This is a genomic window from Bradyrhizobium sp. 23AC (assembly GCF_054863025.1).
Genome location: NZ_JAVAYN010000013.1, coordinates 172,456 through 186,711 on the forward strand (window position 1 = coordinate 172,456; position 14,256 = coordinate 186,711).

Consider the following 14,256-nt stretch of genomic DNA (forward strand, 5'->3'; position numbering starts at 1 on the left):
TCGTTACTATATTTTGGCGGCCGGGAGCCATCGCTTCCTTGTCGCAAACGGCCGGCACGCTAGGATAGCAAGTCTTGTTTCACTTCCCCTCGGGGGAAGGCCAAGGAGGAGACCTAAGGATGACCATTCAATCAAAAATGCTTTGCGCGATTGCGTTGTCGGGATTTGCTGCGTTGGTGGTATCGGCGCCAGCGCAGGCGCTGACGTCGCAGGAGTGCAGCGCCAAATACCAGGCGGCCAAGAAGGACGGCTCGCTCGGCACCATGAAGTGGAATGACTTCCGCAAGGCCCAGTGCGGTGCGGATGCAACGCCGGCTGCTGCCGCACCGGCTGCTCCTGCACCGACCGCGGCTGCGCCCGCCGCTCCCGCCGAGCCGAAGCAGGCCAAGAAGGAGGCGGCCCCGGCTGCCGTGCCGACCCTGCCGGCGGGACCTGCGATCTATCCGAACGCGATCGATCCGAAATATGCCAAGGAGACCCCGGGCAAGGGGCGCCTGCACACCTGCGTCGACCAGTACAACGCCAACAAGACCACCAACGGCAACGGCGGCATGAAGTGGATCCAGAAGGGCGGCGGCTACTACAGCGAATGCAACAAGAAGCTGAAGGGCGCCGCCTGAGCTTCGAGCTGATGCGAAGGCCGGAGCAACGCTCCGGCCTTTTCACCTGAGTTTTAGTTGGAGCATGATCTTTCGGAAAACCGCTGCACACTTTGCGCTCACGCGGCCCTTCGGGTCCGGATCATGCTCTAGTTGAGCAGCTTCTCGGCCGACTTCGCCACCAGCTGCGATCGCTTGCGCGGGCCGCGCTCGACGAACAACAGGCTCTGGCCGAAGATGAAGCAGTAGAACAGGAAGGCCTGCGCCTCGGCCTCCTCGGGTGCAAGCCCGGTCGCGCGATAAAGCTCGGCCACGTGCTTGAGCCGCGCTGCGTCCACGCTCGCCACGGCGGCCGCGGCGTTCTCGTCGGAGCGGGCCCATTGCCGGATCGCGAGCTCGATCGCCATGGCTTCCGGATTGAGCCGCTCGGAATAGAGCTGGATCACCGCCTTTAGCCGTTCGCGGGGTTGTTGGCCATCGAGGCGCGTCTGCTGCGCGATCGACGCGGCCCGCCCCTCGCGCCAGCGCTGCAGCATGGCTTCGAGCAGCGCGGCGCGGTCGGCGAAGCGGCGGTAGAAGCCGCCCTTGGTGACGCCGAGATTCTTGGCGAGCACCTCGACCCTGACACCCTCGACCCCCGAGCGGGCGAGCTCGGCAAACCCCGCCTCGACCCAGACATCGTCCTTGCCGTCGCTCATGAAAGAAGCCTCTCGAACGCTTGATACGGTGCCGTATTGCTAACGCGTCTCGCGCCTGATACGCTACCGTATCAAGATCAATAAACAACGAGGGCGGAAAATGGCGATGGAGCAGGAGGCGAACTATCGCGGCACGGTCTATCCGTGGCAATGCGATCATGTCGGCCACATGAACATCATGTGGTATGTCGGCAAATTCGACGAAGCCAACTGGAACCTGTTCGCCCGCCTCGGCCTGACGCCGAGCTATTTGCGCTCCTCCGGCCGCGGCATGGCCGCCGTGCAGCAGAACATCGCCTACAGGCGCGAGCTGCTCGCCGGCGACATCGTCGAGATCCGCAGCCATCTGCTCGAGGTCCGCGACAAGTCGATCCGCTTCCGGCACGACATGACGAATGCCGAGACCGGCGAGATCGCCGCAACTTGCGAGATCACCGGCGTGCACATGGATCGGAGCCAGCGCAAATCGGCACCGTTCGCGGATGCCATCCGGGAGATCGCCTTGCGCCATCTCGTCGATCCGGCCGAGGCCTGAACCATGGCCGCGTTCGAGCCGAAGAACCCGGGCTATCGCGCGGCGGCGATCGCAATGTTCGACGGCCAGCCGGCGATGCACACGCTCGGCATCGTGATCGTCCGCCTTGCACCGGGCGAGGCCGAGCTGGCGATGCTGCATTCGCCTGATCTCACGCAGCAGAACGGTTTTGTCCATGCCGGCATCATCACGGCAGGCCTCGACAATGCCTGCGGCGTTGCCGCCTTTACCCTGATGCCACGCGAGGCCGACATCCTCACCGTCGAGTTCAAGACGACCCTGCTGGCACCCGCTCGCGGCGAACGGTTCGTGTTCAGGGCGGAAGTGGTCAAGCCCGGCCGCACGCTCACGTTCTGCGAGGCCAAGGCGTTTGCCGAGCACCAGGGCAACACCACGCTGATCGCCACGATGACGGGGACGTTGATGGCGATGCTGCCGCGCGAAGCTCCGCAGGTGTCGCGCATGTCCCCCGCATCGCGCGGCGATTGACAAGCCTGCCGGCGCATCCCTTGATGCGCTGGTCATGCTTGCGAGTCTCGGCCTCATCCTGCTGTGCCAATTGATCGGCGAAGCCGTCGTGCGCGGCCTCGGGCTACCCTTGCCGGGACCTGTGCTCGGTCTGCTGCTGCTCCTGATCCTGCTGCTCGCCCGCGATCGCTTCGCAGCGCTTGCATACGGGCCGCTGCGCAACGACGGCGTGGAAACGGCAAGCAAGGGCCTGCTGGCACATCTGTCGCTGTTGTTCGTGCCGGCCGGCGTCGGCGTCGTGCAGAAGCTCGACCTGCTCGCCTCCCATGGCATCGCCATCGTCCTCGTGCTTGCGCTCTCCGTGGTCGTCACGCTGCTCGCGACGGTGCTGACCTTTCGTCTCGTCAGCCGCCTGTTGAAGCAGCAGGACGCGCGATGAACGATAATCCGTTCTCGCTCTGGGTCTATCTCTCGCAGTCGCCGCTGCTCTGGCTGACCGTGACGCTGCTGGTCTATGCGGCGACGGATGCGGTGTCGCTGGCGACGCGGCGCCATCCGCTCGCCAATCCCGTGCTGCACGCGATGTGGATCATCGGCGCGTTCCTGCTCGCAACCGGGACGTCCTATACGAGCTATTTCGCCGGCGCGCAGTTCGTGCACTTCCTGCTTGGGCCCGCCACCGTGGCGCTTGCGGTGCCGCTCTATGAGAACCGCAGGCGCGTCGTGTCATCCATCGTGCCGATGCTGGTGGCGCTGCTCGCGGGATCGGTCACGGCGGTGGTGTCGGTGGTGCTGCTGGCCGAGCTTGCAGGCCTGCCGCGCGACGTGGTGCTGTCGCTGGCGCCGAAATCGGTCACCGCCGGGGTCGCCATGGGCATCGCCGAATCCCTGCACGCCGATCCCTCGCTGGCGGCGGTGGCGGTGATCCTCACCGGCATCATGGGCGCGATCATCGTGACGCCGCTGATGAACCGCACCGGCATCACCGATTACCGGGCGCGCGGCTTCGCCGCCGGCCTTGCCGCGCATGGCATCGGCACGGCGCGCGCGTTCCAGGTCGACGAGATTGCCGGCGTCTTCTCCGGCATCGCCATGAGTCTCAACGCCTTGGTGACCTCGTTCCTGGTCCCCCTGGCGGTCACGCTGCTGGTGCGATGACATCGCCGCCGCGACACTCTATATGACGAGTAACAATTCCCGGTCCCGACCGTATTCAGGGAGATGGGACCGAAACGGGACGAGATATGGCTGGATTTGGGACTAAGGGCCTTGCGCCGACGCGGCGCGCGGCGTTGACGCTGATCGGGGCGGGCGCCCTCGCACTGACGGGCGCCTCGGCGCGCGCGGCGACCGACGACAACGAGGTGCTGACCGAAGCCAAGGTGCTGCGCGATCCCGACACGCCCGTCGTCGGCAATCCCAACGGCAACGTCACCATCGTCGAATGGTCCGACTACAATTGCCCCTATTGCCGCAAGCTCGAGCCCGAGCTGCGCCAGGTCGTCCAGGACGACGGCAAGGTGCGGCTGGTGATGAAGGATTGGCCGATCCTCGGGCCGGTCTCCGTCACCGCGGCGCGGACCGCGCTCGCCGCAAAATTCCAGGACAAATACCATCAGGCCCATGACGCCATGATGGGCGTCAGCTCGCGCCTGACCGAGCCGCGTATCAACGAGCTGCTCGCCGCCGCCGGCGTCGACATGGACCGCCTGAAGCGCGATCTTGCCGGCCATGGCAGCGACATCGACGCCCTGCTCAAGCGCAACAACGAGCAGGCCGAAGCCTTCGGTTTCAGCGGCACCCCGTCTTTCATCGTCGGCAAGTATCGCGTCCCCGGCGTGCTCAGCATGACCGAGTTCGAGCAGGTCATCGCCGATGCCCGCAAGGCCAAGATGAACTGAGGCGCATCGGTCGTAGCCAACGCAAAGGCGCCGCCGCGGAGCTCGCGACGGCGCCTCGTTCATGATACGGCGTCGTTACTTCGACGAGATCCGGACCCAGTCCTTGTGCGCGCGATCCCGCAGCGCGTCCCAGTCGGCCTTCGCGACATCCCAGTTCACGATGGTGCGATTGGTGGTCGCGACCTCGCCATTGGCGACGGACGACGTCTGCATGGAGTCATAGACATACACGCCGCCGGCAAGCAGCAGCGCGCCAAGGATCATTCCGAAAAAAGTCTGCATTTGCGAACCTCCGGTGGGCCGGCAATAACGTCGGCCCGCAGTGATGGTTCCGCGGCAGTGCGGCGCGGATAAGGACGGGTTGTTCACCCCGCATTCAGCCACTGCACCAGCTCCGCGTTGATCTCGCGCGGATAGGTGTGGCTGAGGTCGTCGATCTCGCGATAGGTGACATCAGCGCCAGCCGCTGCGAGCGCTGCCTGGGTCTGGCGCGCGGTCTGCACCGGAAACATCCAGTCGAGCTTGCCGTGGGTGATGAAGATGGGCAGACCTTGCAAGCGCGCGGCGTCCGCCATCTCCGCCATCAGCGGATGGAACGTTGCGGAGACCGGCGCCAGATGGGTGAAGGGCGAGGCGCCGTCGAGGCCGCTGACGTAGCTGAAGGTGCCGCCGTCGCTCATGCCGGTCAGCAGCATGCGCGAGGTGTCGATGCTCCAGCGGCTGCGCACGGTTTCGAGGATACGCATGAGATTGGGCGTATCGGCATCATCGCCCATCAGCGCCCAGGTCGGACCGGTCGCGGTCGGTGCGACCAGAACCGTGCCAAGGCTGCGGGCGTCGCGCAGCCAGCTCCACAGGAAACCGCGTCCGTTGCCGCTGCCGCCGTGCAGCGCCATCACCAGCGGCATGGCGTGCTCGGGCGTATAGTACTCAGGCACATAGACCGAGAAGCCGCCGCGGCTGCCGGGTTCGTTGTGATCGTGGAAGATGCCGGTATTTTCGTTCGTGCCGACTTCGAGCCGCGACAACAGATCCGCATTTTCGCGATTGGCGGTGTTGAGGAAGAAGCTGCTTACGGGAGGAAACTGCATCGCCAGGGGATAAAGCGCCTCCTGCGCGCGCGGCACGTGGCGCAGCGCGCGGAAGACGGCGACGAGATCGCCATTGCCGCGCTCGACCTCGCGTATCCCGGCAAAGGCGGCGAGCGTCTCGCCGCAGGCGCGATCGAGCCGCTCGCGGAGGCCCGCGAACTGCTCCGGCCACTCTCCAATAGCCGCGTGTGCCGTTTGCAGCGCCTCATCCGGCGCGCCGATCGCGTTCATCACGGTAGCGAACGCCGGCGGATGCAGATGGCGTTGGAAGAAGCCGAGCGCTTCCAGCGCATTGAGCAGCGGCGGCAGCACGGCCACGATGTCGTCGATCACGGCCTCGCTCATCGCGGCTTCCTTCAGCGTGGGATCAATGCAGCTTCGGTGCCTTCAAGAGCTTGAAGCGATCGGTGGAGGTCACCGTGACGTCGAAGGTGACGCCTTGGTGGTACACGGTCAGCGGCACGTCGACGCCGGCGGTGCCGAGCGCCCACATCTTCTTGTAGAAGGCGGTCTGGCTCGTGACCTTGTCCCCGTTCACGGCGAGGATGATATCGTCGGTCTTGAGTTCGGCGCGCGCGGCAGGACCGTTGGGGGAGATCCCGATCACGACCACGCGGTTGTCGATCTCGGTCGAGTAGAGCCCGAGCCAGGGTCGCGCCGGCTTGTTGACGCGACCGAACTTGCGCAGATCGTCCAGGATCGGTTTCAAGAGGTCGATCGGCACGACCATGTTGACGTGCTCGGCCTTGCCGTCGCGCTCGCGCTCCAGCTGAAGCGAGCCGATGCCGATCAGCTCGCCGCGCTCGTTGAGCAGCGCCGTGCCGCCCCAGTTCGGATGCGCGGGATAGGTGAAGACGGCTTCGTCCAGCAGATATTCCCAATAGCCGGCGAATTCCTGCTTGGCCACGATCTGGCTCGCGACCGAGCGCGTGCGACCGCCGGCGCCGCCGACCACGACGCGGTCGCCGATCCCGGTTTCTGCCGAGCTGCCGAGCGGCAACGGTTCGACGTCGAGCTCACCGAGGGCTTGCACCAGGCCGAAGCCGGTTTCGGAATCGAAACCGAGCGCATGGCCTTCGACCACCCGCCCATCGCCAAGGTGCAGCCACACCGATTCCGCCTCGGTGATGAGATAGCCGATGGTGAGCACCAGTCCGTGATCGATCACGACGCCGTTGCCGGCGCGTTCGGTGCCCAGCGTCTCGGCGCTGAAGGCGTCCGGCGGGACGATCGCGTGCAGGCCGACGACGGATGCGAGCGCGCGGTCGAGATCGAAACCGTAGTCGCTCGTACGCGGCTGATTGGCCGGCGGCACTCTCCATTCGGTCAAAGCGGGCATGGAGTTCTCCTGGCTGAGTGCATCGCTCCGAGATTGCTGCAGAGCGACGCGCGAAGCACGCATAATTTAGGCCGGGGCAGGCCGTCTTGAAAGCCTCGTTCCCAACTATTCGTGAGAACGCCGCGTGAAATCTCTGAAAGGCGCAGAAACACGTGCACGAGCGGCGGGTGTCCCTTAATCCGGCCTACGCCGCATGGCTGGTGTCCGGCGAGGTGCTAGGCGCCTTACCATGAAGCTGCTAACCATTGCCGCTTCGTTTGACCAAGGGATCACGGACCGAAGCAATGGACAACCGCAGCGACATCTGGCGTGGCGTCGACACGATCAAGGGGCGTTTCATCGACCTCAGCGACAAGGTCTGGGGCATGCCCGAGGTATGCTACACCGAGGCGCGGTCCGCCGCCGAGCATCTTGCCGAGCTGCGTCATCAGGGTTTCCGCCTCGCAGAGAACGTCGCCGGCATTCCGACTGCGGTGATGGGCGAGTGGGGCGAGGGCGGTCCGGTCATCGCATTCATGGGCGAATATGACGCCCTTCCCGGTCTCAGCCAGGAAGCGGGTGTCGCCGAGCATCGTCCGATCGAAGCCGGTGGGCACGGCCATGGCTGTGGTCACAATCTGCTCGGTTCCGCCGCGCTGCTCGCCGCGACCGCGGTGAAGGACTGGCTTGCCGAAAACAAGGTGCCTGGTCGCGTGCGCTATTATGGCTGCCCGGCTGAAGAAGGCGGCGCCGCAAAGGCGTTCATGGTGCGCTCCGGCGCGTTCGAGGACGCCGACATCGCCATCACCTGGCATCCGCACAGCTTCTGGGAGGTCGCGGTGACGCCGTCGCTCGCCAACACGCGCGCGGACTTCATCTTCACCGGCCGCACCTCGCATGCGGCAGCCTCCCCGCATCTCGGCCGCTCCGCGCTCGATGCGGTGGAGTTGATGAATGTCGGCGTGAACTACATGCGCGAGCACATGCCGAGCGATGCGCGGGTGCATTACGCGCTGCTCGACACCGGCGGCATCGCGCCGAACGTGGTCCAGGCCCATGCGCGGGTGCGCTATTCGATCCGCGCCCGTGACCTTCCCGGCATGAACGAGCTGGTCGGACGTGTGAGCAAGATCGCCGACGGCGCGGCGCTGATGACCGAGACCAAGGTCGAGATGAAGATCATCTCCGCGGTCTCCAACATCCTGCCGAACACGCCGTTGGAGCAGGCGCTGCACCGGGTCATGGAAGAGCTCGGACCGCCGCATTTCGACGATGCCGACAAGGGCTTTGCCAGCCAGATCCGCGCGACCTTGAGCGACAAGGATATCGCGTCGGTCTATTACGCGATCGGCATGGAGCAGACCGATCGGCCGCTGGCCGACTTCCTGGTGCCGCTCGATGCCAAGCGCAACCCGCTGGTCGGCTCGACCGACGTCGGCGACGTCAGCTGGGTGGTGCCGACCGTGCAGGTTCACGCCCCCACGGTTGCAATCGGCACGCCGTTCCACACTTGGCAGGTGGTGGCGCAGGGCAAGAGCCCGCATGCCCACAAGGCCATGGTGCAAGCCGCCAAGGCGATGGCCGGTCTCGGCATCAAGGCGCTGACAGATCCGGAACTGATCAAGGCGGCCAAGGCCGACCTGAAGAAGCGGACGGCCAAGACGCCATATGTCTGCCCGCTGCCGGATCACGTCGAGCCACCGCTCGACATGTCCGTCGCATAGAATTTCGCCTCCACACTTCGTCTGATGCTGCGAACAAATTTTCCGCAGTGCAGCGTGCAATCCAGCATGTTTTGATGCTGGATTGCCGAACGGATGGGCTGCAGAACGCAGTTTTGCCCAACAGACAGCCAGAAGACCGTTTGCATACACACGGTCCCAGTTGACGCGCCCCCCATTCGGTGTGCCATCTACTGCCAGCTAATTGGGCGGCTGCCTCTGACGGCCGTCTTCATCACGATGGGAACCAGACGGGGGACAACCATGCTGGATAAAGAACTGCGTTCGATGATCGGCCAGGTGAAGGACGGACGGATGGATCGCCGCGCCTTCATCACGCGCATGGCCGCGGTCGGTCTCACCGCCCCGCTGGCCAACCAGATCCTCGCGCTCGGCGGCGTCGCCATGGCCGAGGGTGCCTCGACCTACAAGCCGACCAAGCGTGGCGGCGGTGGTGCGCTGAAGCTGCTGTGGTGGCAGGGCCCGACCTTGCTCAATCCGCATTTCGCCACCGGCACCAAGGACCAGGACGGTGCGCGCTTGTTCTATGAGCCGCTCGCCTGTTGGGATCCCGACGGCAACATGAAGCTGGTTCTCGCCGCCGAAATTCCCTCGATCCAGAACGGCGGCCTGGCCGCCGACGGCAAGTCGGTGACCTGGAAGCTCAAGCCCGGCGTGAAATGGCATGACGGCACGCCGTTCACGGCCGACGACGTCGTGTTCAATTGGGAATACGCCAAGGATCCGGCGACCTCCGCGCTGACGATCGCGACGCTCCGCGACATCACCGTCGAGAAGGTAGATAACCTCACGGTCCGCATCCTCTTCAACAAGCCGACGCCGTTCTGGGCCGACGCCTTCGTCGGGGCGCCCAACACCATCATCCCGAAACATCTGTTCAAGGACTACATGGGGTCCAAATCGCGGGAGGCGCCGACCAACCTCTCGCCGGTCGGCACCGGCCCCTACAAGTTCGTCGAGTTCAAGCCGGGCGATCTCGTCCGCGGCGTGCTCAACCCCGATTATCACATGCCGAACCGCCCCTATTTCGACAGCGTCGAGATGAAGGGCGGCGGCGATGCCGTCTCGGCCGCACGCGCGGTGATCCAGACCGGCGAGTACGATTTCGGCTGGAACATCCAGGTCGAGGACGACGTGCTGTTGCGCCTGGAAAAGGGTGGCAAGGGCAAGACCGTCTATGCGGTCGGTGGCGACACCGAGTTCATCGCACTGAACTTCACCGATCCCAACACCGAGGTCGATGGTGAACGCTCTTCGATCAAGACCAAGCACCCGCTGTTCTCGGATCCGGCGGTGCGTAAGGCGCTGTCGCTGCTGATCGATCGCGAGTCGGTCAAGAAGGCGATCTACGGTCGCGCCGGCCGCACCACGGCCAACTTCCTCAACGGTCCCGAAAAGTTCGTCTCCAAGAACACCTCGTGGGAGTTCAGCATCGAGAAGGCCTCGAAGATCCTCGACGAGGCCGGCTGGAAGCCGGGCGCCGACGGCATCCGCGAGAAGGACGGCAAGAAGCTGAAGCTGCTGTACCAGACCGCGATCAACGGTCCGCGCCAGAAGACCCAGGCGATCGTCAAGCAGGCCTGCCAGAAGGCGGGCATCGACGTCGAGCTGAAATCGGTCGTCGCCTCCGTGTTCTTCTCTTCCGACGTCGGCAATCCCGATACCTATTCCAAGTTCTACGCCGACATGGAGATGTTCCAGATCCCGCTGAGCCAGCCCGATCCGTCGCAGCACATGCGCCGCTATCTCTCGACCCTCGTCGCCACCAAGGAGAACAAGTGGCAGGGCACCAACTTCCCGCGCTGGGTCAACAAGGAGTACGACGCAACCATCCAGGCTGCGGACGGCGAGATGGATCCGGTCAAGCGCGCTGCGCTCTACATCAAGGCCAACGACCTGATGTACCAGGACACCGTGTTCATCCCGGTGCAGCATCGCCTCAAGGTCGAGGCGGCGGCCAACAATCTGCGCCCGGTCGTGTCCGGCTGGGCCAACGAAACCGACAATCTGTTCGACTGGTACCGCGAGGAATGATCCCCCAACTCTAGACGGGGCCTTCCCTCATGAGCCAATACGTCCTGCGTCGCCTGATGATTGCGATTCCGAGCCTGCTCGGAATCTCGGTCGTGCTGTTTGTCGTGCTCGCGCTCGCGCCCGGCGATCCGTTCTCCGAGCTGGCGACGAACCCGAACGTGCCGCCCGAGGTGCAGGCGGCGCTCCGGGCCAAGTTCGGCCTCGACGATCCGATCCACCTTCGTTACCTGCACTGGCTCAACGCCATGCTGCACGGCGACTGGGGCTTCTCCTTCGTCAGCAGGATGAACGTCGACACGCTCATCCTCCAGCGCCTGCCGGCCACGCTCTACGTGATCGGCTCGGCGCAGATCCTGGCGCTGCTGATCGCGATTCCGGTCGGCGTCTATGCGGCCACGAAGCCGTATTCGCTGTTCGACCAGATCGCCAACACGCTCGCCTTCGTCGGCTTCTCGCTGCCGACGTTCTTCACCGGCATCCTGTTCATCCTGATCTTCTCGGTCACGCTGGACTGGCTGCCTTTCGTCTACACCACCGACATCAAGGGCACCGGCATCCACTGGGTGCTGGAGATGATCCGTCAGGCGATCATGCCGGTGGCGGTGCTCGGCCTGTTCCAGGCGGCGTCGATGACGCGTTTCGTGCGCTCGGCGATGCTGGACGTGATCCGGCTCGACTACGTCACCACCGCCCGCGCCAAGGGGCTCGGACAGGCCAAGGTCATCGTCAAGCATGTCATGCGCAACGCCATGATTCCGGTCGTGACCTTGATCGCGCTGCAGATGCCCGCGGTGTTCGGTGGCGCCATCGTCACCGAGCAGATCTTCCGCATTCCCGGCATCGGCTCGCTGCTGATCTCCTCCATCCTTTCGAACGACACGCCGGTGGTGATGGCCGTCACCTTCGTCTTCGCGTGTCTCGTCGTGCTGTTCAATCTCATCGCGGACGTGCTTTATGGCTGGCTTGACCCTCGCATCTCCCTCCGCTGAGCGGCGCGTCTACTCGCCCTGGCGCGAGACGTGGCGGCGCTACAGCCGCCACAAGCTTGCCGTGGTCAGCGCGTTCCTGCTGCTCGTTCTGATCCTGGCAGTCGTGCTCGGCCCCTTCATCTGGCGGGTCAAGATCGACGACATCGACATCGTCGCAGGCATGCAGGGGCCCTCGCCGGCGCATCCTTTCGGCACCGACGATCTAGGACAGGACATCCTCGCCCGCATGATCTATGGCGGGCGCATCTCGCTCGCGGTCGGCCTCGCCGCGATGCTGGTCTCGGTCTTCGTCGGTGTGCTGATCGGCGCGCTCGCCGGCATGTCGCGCGGTGCGCTCGGCCACGGGCTGATGTGGCTTACCGATCTGTTCCTGTCGCTGCCGCAATTGCCGCTGCTGCTGCTGCTGATCTATCTCTTCCGCGACGGTCTGAAGGCCGCGTTCGGCCCGGAGGGCGGCATCTTCATCCTGATTGTGCTCGTGATCGGCGGCCTGCGCTGGATGCCGGTGGCGCGGCTCGTGCGCGCTCAGTTCCTGTCGATCCGCGAGAAGGAGTTCGTCGAGGCCGCGCGGGCGCTCGGGGCGAGCCCCGTGCGGCAGGTGGTACGTCACATCCTGCCCAATGCGCTCGGTCCGGTGATCATCGCCGGCACCATCGACGTCGCCGCCGCCATCATCGCGGAATCGACGCTGTCCTTCCTCGGCCTCGGCTTCCCGCCCGACACGCCGACCTGGGGCCGGCTGCTCTATGACGCCAAGGACTTTCTCGACATCGGCCCGCACTGGGCGCTGTTTCCGGGTGGCGCGATCTTCATCGCGGTGGTCGCCATCAACTTCATCGGCGACGGCCTGCGTGACGCACTCGATGCGCGACGGGTGATCTGATGGCGCCGCTGCTCGAGATCAAGGGACTGAAGACCCACTTCTCCACGGACGACGGCATCCTCCAGGCCGTCGACGGCGTCGACATCTCCATCAACCGGGGCGAGACGCTCTGCGTCGTCGGCGAATCCGGCTGCGGCAAGACCGTCACCGCAATGTCGATCCTGAAGCTGATCGCGATGCCGCCGGGCCGCATCGCGGCGGGTCAGATCATCTTCGAGGGTCGCGATCTCGTGCCGCTGACCAGCAACGAGCTCGACGAGATCAGGGCCAAGGAGATCGGCTTCATCTTCCAGGAGCCGATGACCTCGCTCAACCCGGTGCTCACCGTCGGCGAGCAGATCGCCGAAAGCCTGCGCCGCCACGAGGCCGTGACCAGGAAGCAGGCGCTCGATCGCACCATCGAGATGCTGAAGCTGGTGCAGATCCCCAACGCCGAAGGCCGCGTGCACAATTATCCGCACCAGTTCTCCGGCGGCATGCGCCAGCGCGTGATGATCGCGATGGCGCTCGCCTGCAAGCCGAAGCTGATCATCGCCGACGAGCCCACCACTGCGCTCGACGTGACCATCCAGGCCCAGATCCTGGACCTGCTCCAGGACATGAAGGAGCGCTTCGGCATGGCGGTGATGCTGATCACCCATGCCATGGGCGTCGTCGCCGAAACCGCGCAACGCGTCGTCGTGATGTATGCCGGCAAGGTGGTCGAAGAAGCGCCGGTCGATGATCTCTTCGGCAATCCCGGCCATCCCTATACGCAAGGGTTGATTCGCTCGATCCCGCGCATCGACCTCGACAGCGAGCACAAGACGCGGCTCGAGGCGATCGGCGGCTCGGTGCCGATCCTGATCAATCCGCCGGTCGGCTGCCGCTTTGCGCCGCGCTGCAAGTTCGCCATGAACGTCTGCACCGAGAAGGAGCCGCTGCTGCGCGAGATCGCACCTGGCCATCGCATGGCCTGTCATCTCGGCGATACAAATCTGGGAGGCGCGGCATGAGCGAACCCTTGCTGCAAGTCTCCAACCTGAAGAAGCACTTCCCCGTGCTCGGTGGCCTGCTGTCGCGCCAGGTCGGCACCGTCTATGCGGTCGACGGCGTGTCGTTCTCGGTCAATCGCGGCGAGACGCTCGGTCTCGTCGGCGAATCCGGCTGCGGCAAGTCGACGACGGGGCGCTGCGTGCTGCGCCTGATCGAGCCGACCGACGGCGAGGTCACTTTCGACGGCCAGGACGTGCGCAGCCTCGGCGGCAACGATCTGCGCGCGATGCGGCGCAACATGCAGCTGGTGTTCCAGGATCCGTTCGCCTCGCTCAATCCGCGCATGACGGTCGGCGCGATCCTCGGCGAGGCCTTCACCATCCATAACCTTGCGACCTCCGCCAAAGAGCGCGAGGAGCGCGTCGCGGGCCTGCTGGTCAAGGTCGGGCTCAAGGCCGAGCATATGCGGCGCTATCCGCATGAGTTCTCCGGTGGCCAGCGCCAGCGCATCGTGATCGCGCGCGCGCTCGCGGTCGAACCGAAGCTGATCGTCTGCGACGAGCCGGTCTCGGCGCTCGACGTGTCGATCCAGGCCCAGGTCATCAATCTGCTGGAAGACCTCCAGGCCGAGCTGAACCTCACCTATCTCTTCGTCGCGCACGACCTCTCGGTGGTCGAGCACATCTCCGACCGCGTCGCGGTGATGTATCTCGGCCGGATCGTCGAGCTGGCGAAAGCGAGCGATCTCTACCGCAACCCGCAGCATCCCTACACCAGGGCGTTGCTGTCGGCGGTGCCGGTGCCCGATCCAAAACTGAAGCGCGAGCGCATCCGCCTCAAGGGCGACGTGCCGAGCCCGATGAAGCCGCCGTCGGGCTGTCACTTCCACACCCGCTGCCCGATCGCCCAGCCGCGCTGCGCGGAAAGCGCGCCCGTGCTGAAGGAAGGGGCGGGCGGCCACTTCGTGGCGTGTCATCTGGCTTGAGGCTCCGAAAGCGAGTTCAGAACCTGTAGGGTGGGCAA

General features: G+C 65.0%; 16 protein-coding genes. 12 read left to right on the forward strand and 4 right to left on the reverse strand.

Going from position 1 to position 14,256, the window contains the following annotated elements; genetic code table 11:
- Positions 1-119: 119 nt before the first annotated feature.
- The gene (locus tag RAD10_RS26965) at positions 120-620 is read left to right on the forward strand and encodes a hypothetical protein (RefSeq protein ID WP_461619875.1); all 501 of its coding nucleotides are present in this window, start codon (positions 120-122) and stop codon (positions 618-620) included.
- 128 nt (positions 621-748) lie between these two features.
- Here the strand turns inward: RAD10_RS26965 and RAD10_RS26970 are convergent, their stop codons facing one another.
- Positions 749-1,297 (reverse strand): TetR/AcrR family transcriptional regulator, encoded by a 549-nt coding sequence (locus RAD10_RS26970; protein WP_461619876.1) that lies wholly within the window; start codon positions 1,295-1,297, stop codon positions 749-751.
- Positions 1,298-1,403: 106 nt separating this feature from the next.
- Between RAD10_RS26970 and RAD10_RS26975 the strand changes: the two genes are divergently transcribed.
- From RAD10_RS26975 to RAD10_RS26995, 5 genes are all read left to right on the forward strand, one after another.
- Positions 1,404-1,832 (forward strand): acyl-CoA thioesterase, encoded by a 429-nt coding sequence (locus tag RAD10_RS26975; RefSeq protein ID WP_461619910.1) that lies wholly within the window; start codon positions 1,404-1,406, stop codon positions 1,830-1,832.
- A 3-nt stretch (positions 1,833-1,835) separates the two neighbouring features.
- Positions 1,836-2,321, forward strand: a complete 486-nt coding sequence (locus RAD10_RS26980) for a PaaI family thioesterase (protein ID WP_461619877.1) — start codon at positions 1,836-1,838, stop codon at positions 2,319-2,321.
- A 34-nt stretch (positions 2,322-2,355) separates the two neighbouring features.
- Positions 2,356-2,739, forward strand: a complete 384-nt coding sequence (locus RAD10_RS26985) for a CidA/LrgA family protein (RefSeq protein ID WP_028139896.1) — start codon at positions 2,356-2,358, stop codon at positions 2,737-2,739.
- Positions 2,736-3,458: an LrgB family protein gene (locus tag RAD10_RS26990; RefSeq protein WP_104464249.1), complete on the forward strand. Its 723-nt coding sequence runs from the start codon at positions 2,736-2,738 to the stop codon at positions 3,456-3,458. Before RAD10_RS26985 ends, RAD10_RS26990 begins: the two co-directional genes overlap by 4 nt.
- Positions 3,459-3,544: 86 nt before the next feature.
- Positions 3,545-4,201 (forward strand): DsbA family protein, encoded by a 657-nt coding sequence (locus RAD10_RS26995; protein ID WP_461619878.1) that lies wholly within the window; start codon positions 3,545-3,547, stop codon positions 4,199-4,201.
- Between the two features lie 75 nt (positions 4,202-4,276).
- On the opposite strand, the gene RAD10_RS27000 is transcribed toward RAD10_RS26995, so the two are convergent.
- From RAD10_RS27000 to RAD10_RS27010, 3 genes are all read right to left on the reverse strand, one after another.
- On the reverse strand, positions 4,277-4,483 hold the full coding sequence (locus RAD10_RS27000; protein WP_018316294.1) for a hypothetical protein: 207 nt from the start codon (positions 4,481-4,483) through the stop codon (positions 4,277-4,279).
- An 83-nt stretch (positions 4,484-4,566) separates the two neighbouring features.
- Positions 4,567-5,637, reverse strand: a complete 1,071-nt coding sequence (locus tag RAD10_RS27005) for a dienelactone hydrolase family protein (protein WP_461619879.1) — start codon at positions 5,635-5,637, stop codon at positions 4,567-4,569.
- Positions 5,638-5,659: 22 nt separating this feature from the next.
- Positions 5,660-6,631 (reverse strand): S1C family serine protease, encoded by a 972-nt coding sequence (locus tag RAD10_RS27010; protein ID WP_461619880.1) that lies wholly within the window; start codon positions 6,629-6,631, stop codon positions 5,660-5,662.
- Positions 6,632-6,915: 284 nt separating this feature from the next.
- Here RAD10_RS27010 and RAD10_RS27015 point away from each other — a divergent pair, with 284 nt between their 5' ends.
- The 6 genes from RAD10_RS27015 (at position 6,916) to RAD10_RS27040 (ending at position 14,218) form a co-directional block, all read left to right on the forward strand.
- The gene (locus RAD10_RS27015; RefSeq protein WP_461619881.1) at positions 6,916-8,334 is read left to right on the forward strand and encodes a M20 family metallopeptidase; all 1,419 of its coding nucleotides are present in this window, start codon (positions 6,916-6,918) and stop codon (positions 8,332-8,334) included.
- A gap of 261 nt (positions 8,335-8,595) precedes the next feature.
- On the forward strand, positions 8,596-10,386 hold the full coding sequence (locus RAD10_RS27020; RefSeq protein WP_461619882.1) for a peptide ABC transporter substrate-binding protein: 1,791 nt from the start codon (positions 8,596-8,598) through the stop codon (positions 10,384-10,386).
- Between the two features lie 29 nt (positions 10,387-10,415).
- Positions 10,416-11,375, forward strand: coding sequence for an ABC transporter permease (locus RAD10_RS27025; protein WP_018316290.1), 960 nt, complete (start codon positions 10,416-10,418; stop codon positions 11,373-11,375).
- On the forward strand, positions 11,341-12,258 hold the full coding sequence (locus RAD10_RS27030; protein WP_018316289.1) for an ABC transporter permease: 918 nt from the start codon (positions 11,341-11,343) through the stop codon (positions 12,256-12,258). The genes RAD10_RS27025 and RAD10_RS27030 overlap by 35 nt, the downstream gene beginning before the upstream one ends.
- A complete protein-coding gene (locus RAD10_RS27035) occupies positions 12,258-13,253 on the forward strand; it encodes an ABC transporter ATP-binding protein (protein WP_092255726.1) in 996 nt (331 codons plus the stop codon). Before RAD10_RS27030 ends, RAD10_RS27035 begins: the two co-directional genes overlap by 1 nt.
- Positions 13,250-14,218, forward strand: coding sequence for an ABC transporter ATP-binding protein (locus RAD10_RS27040; RefSeq protein WP_018316287.1), 969 nt, complete (start codon positions 13,250-13,252; stop codon positions 14,216-14,218). Before RAD10_RS27035 ends, RAD10_RS27040 begins: the two co-directional genes overlap by 4 nt.
- The last annotated feature ends 38 nt before the right edge of the window (positions 14,219-14,256 follow it).

What these genes read in the sequence shown, in the direction of transcription:
- RAD10_RS27025 (WP_018316290.1), top strand. Translation starts at nt 10,416, where the DNA reads ATGAGCCAATACGTCCTGCGTCGCCTGATGATTGCGATTCCGAGCCTG.
- RAD10_RS27010 (WP_461619880.1), bottom strand. Translation starts at nt 6,631, where the DNA reads ATGCCCGCTTTGACCGAATGGAGAGTGCCGCCGGCCAATCAGCCGCGT.
- RAD10_RS27000 (WP_018316294.1), bottom strand. Translation starts at nt 4,483, where the DNA reads ATGCAGACTTTTTTCGGAATGATCCTTGGCGCGCTGCTGCTTGCCGGC.
- RAD10_RS26975 (WP_461619910.1), top strand. Translation starts at nt 1,404, where the DNA reads ATGGAGCAGGAGGCGAACTATCGCGGCACGGTCTATCCGTGGCAATGC.
- RAD10_RS26965 (WP_461619875.1), top strand. Translation starts at nt 120, where the DNA reads ATGACCATTCAATCAAAAATGCTTTGCGCGATTGCGTTGTCGGGATTT.
- RAD10_RS27035 (WP_092255726.1), top strand. Translation starts at nt 12,258, where the DNA reads ATGGCGCCGCTGCTCGAGATCAAGGGACTGAAGACCCACTTCTCCACG.
- RAD10_RS26985 (WP_028139896.1), top strand. Translation starts at nt 2,356, where the DNA reads ATGCTTGCGAGTCTCGGCCTCATCCTGCTGTGCCAATTGATCGGCGAA.
- RAD10_RS26995 (WP_461619878.1), top strand. Translation starts at nt 3,545, where the DNA reads ATGGCTGGATTTGGGACTAAGGGCCTTGCGCCGACGCGGCGCGCGGCG.
- RAD10_RS27015 (WP_461619881.1), top strand. Translation starts at nt 6,916, where the DNA reads ATGGACAACCGCAGCGACATCTGGCGTGGCGTCGACACGATCAAGGGG.
- RAD10_RS27005 (WP_461619879.1), bottom strand. Translation starts at nt 5,637, where the DNA reads ATGAGCGAGGCCGTGATCGACGACATCGTGGCCGTGCTGCCGCCGCTG.
- RAD10_RS26980 (WP_461619877.1), top strand. Translation starts at nt 1,836, where the DNA reads ATGGCCGCGTTCGAGCCGAAGAACCCGGGCTATCGCGCGGCGGCGATC.
- RAD10_RS26990 (WP_104464249.1), top strand. Translation starts at nt 2,736, where the DNA reads ATGAACGATAATCCGTTCTCGCTCTGGGTCTATCTCTCGCAGTCGCCG.
- RAD10_RS27030 (WP_018316289.1), top strand. Translation starts at nt 11,341, where the DNA reads ATGGCTGGCTTGACCCTCGCATCTCCCTCCGCTGAGCGGCGCGTCTAC.
- RAD10_RS26970 (WP_461619876.1), bottom strand. Translation starts at nt 1,297, where the DNA reads ATGAGCGACGGCAAGGACGATGTCTGGGTCGAGGCGGGGTTTGCCGAG.
- RAD10_RS27020 (WP_461619882.1), top strand. Translation starts at nt 8,596, where the DNA reads ATGCTGGATAAAGAACTGCGTTCGATGATCGGCCAGGTGAAGGACGGA.
- RAD10_RS27040 (WP_018316287.1), top strand. Translation starts at nt 13,250, where the DNA reads ATGAGCGAACCCTTGCTGCAAGTCTCCAACCTGAAGAAGCACTTCCCC.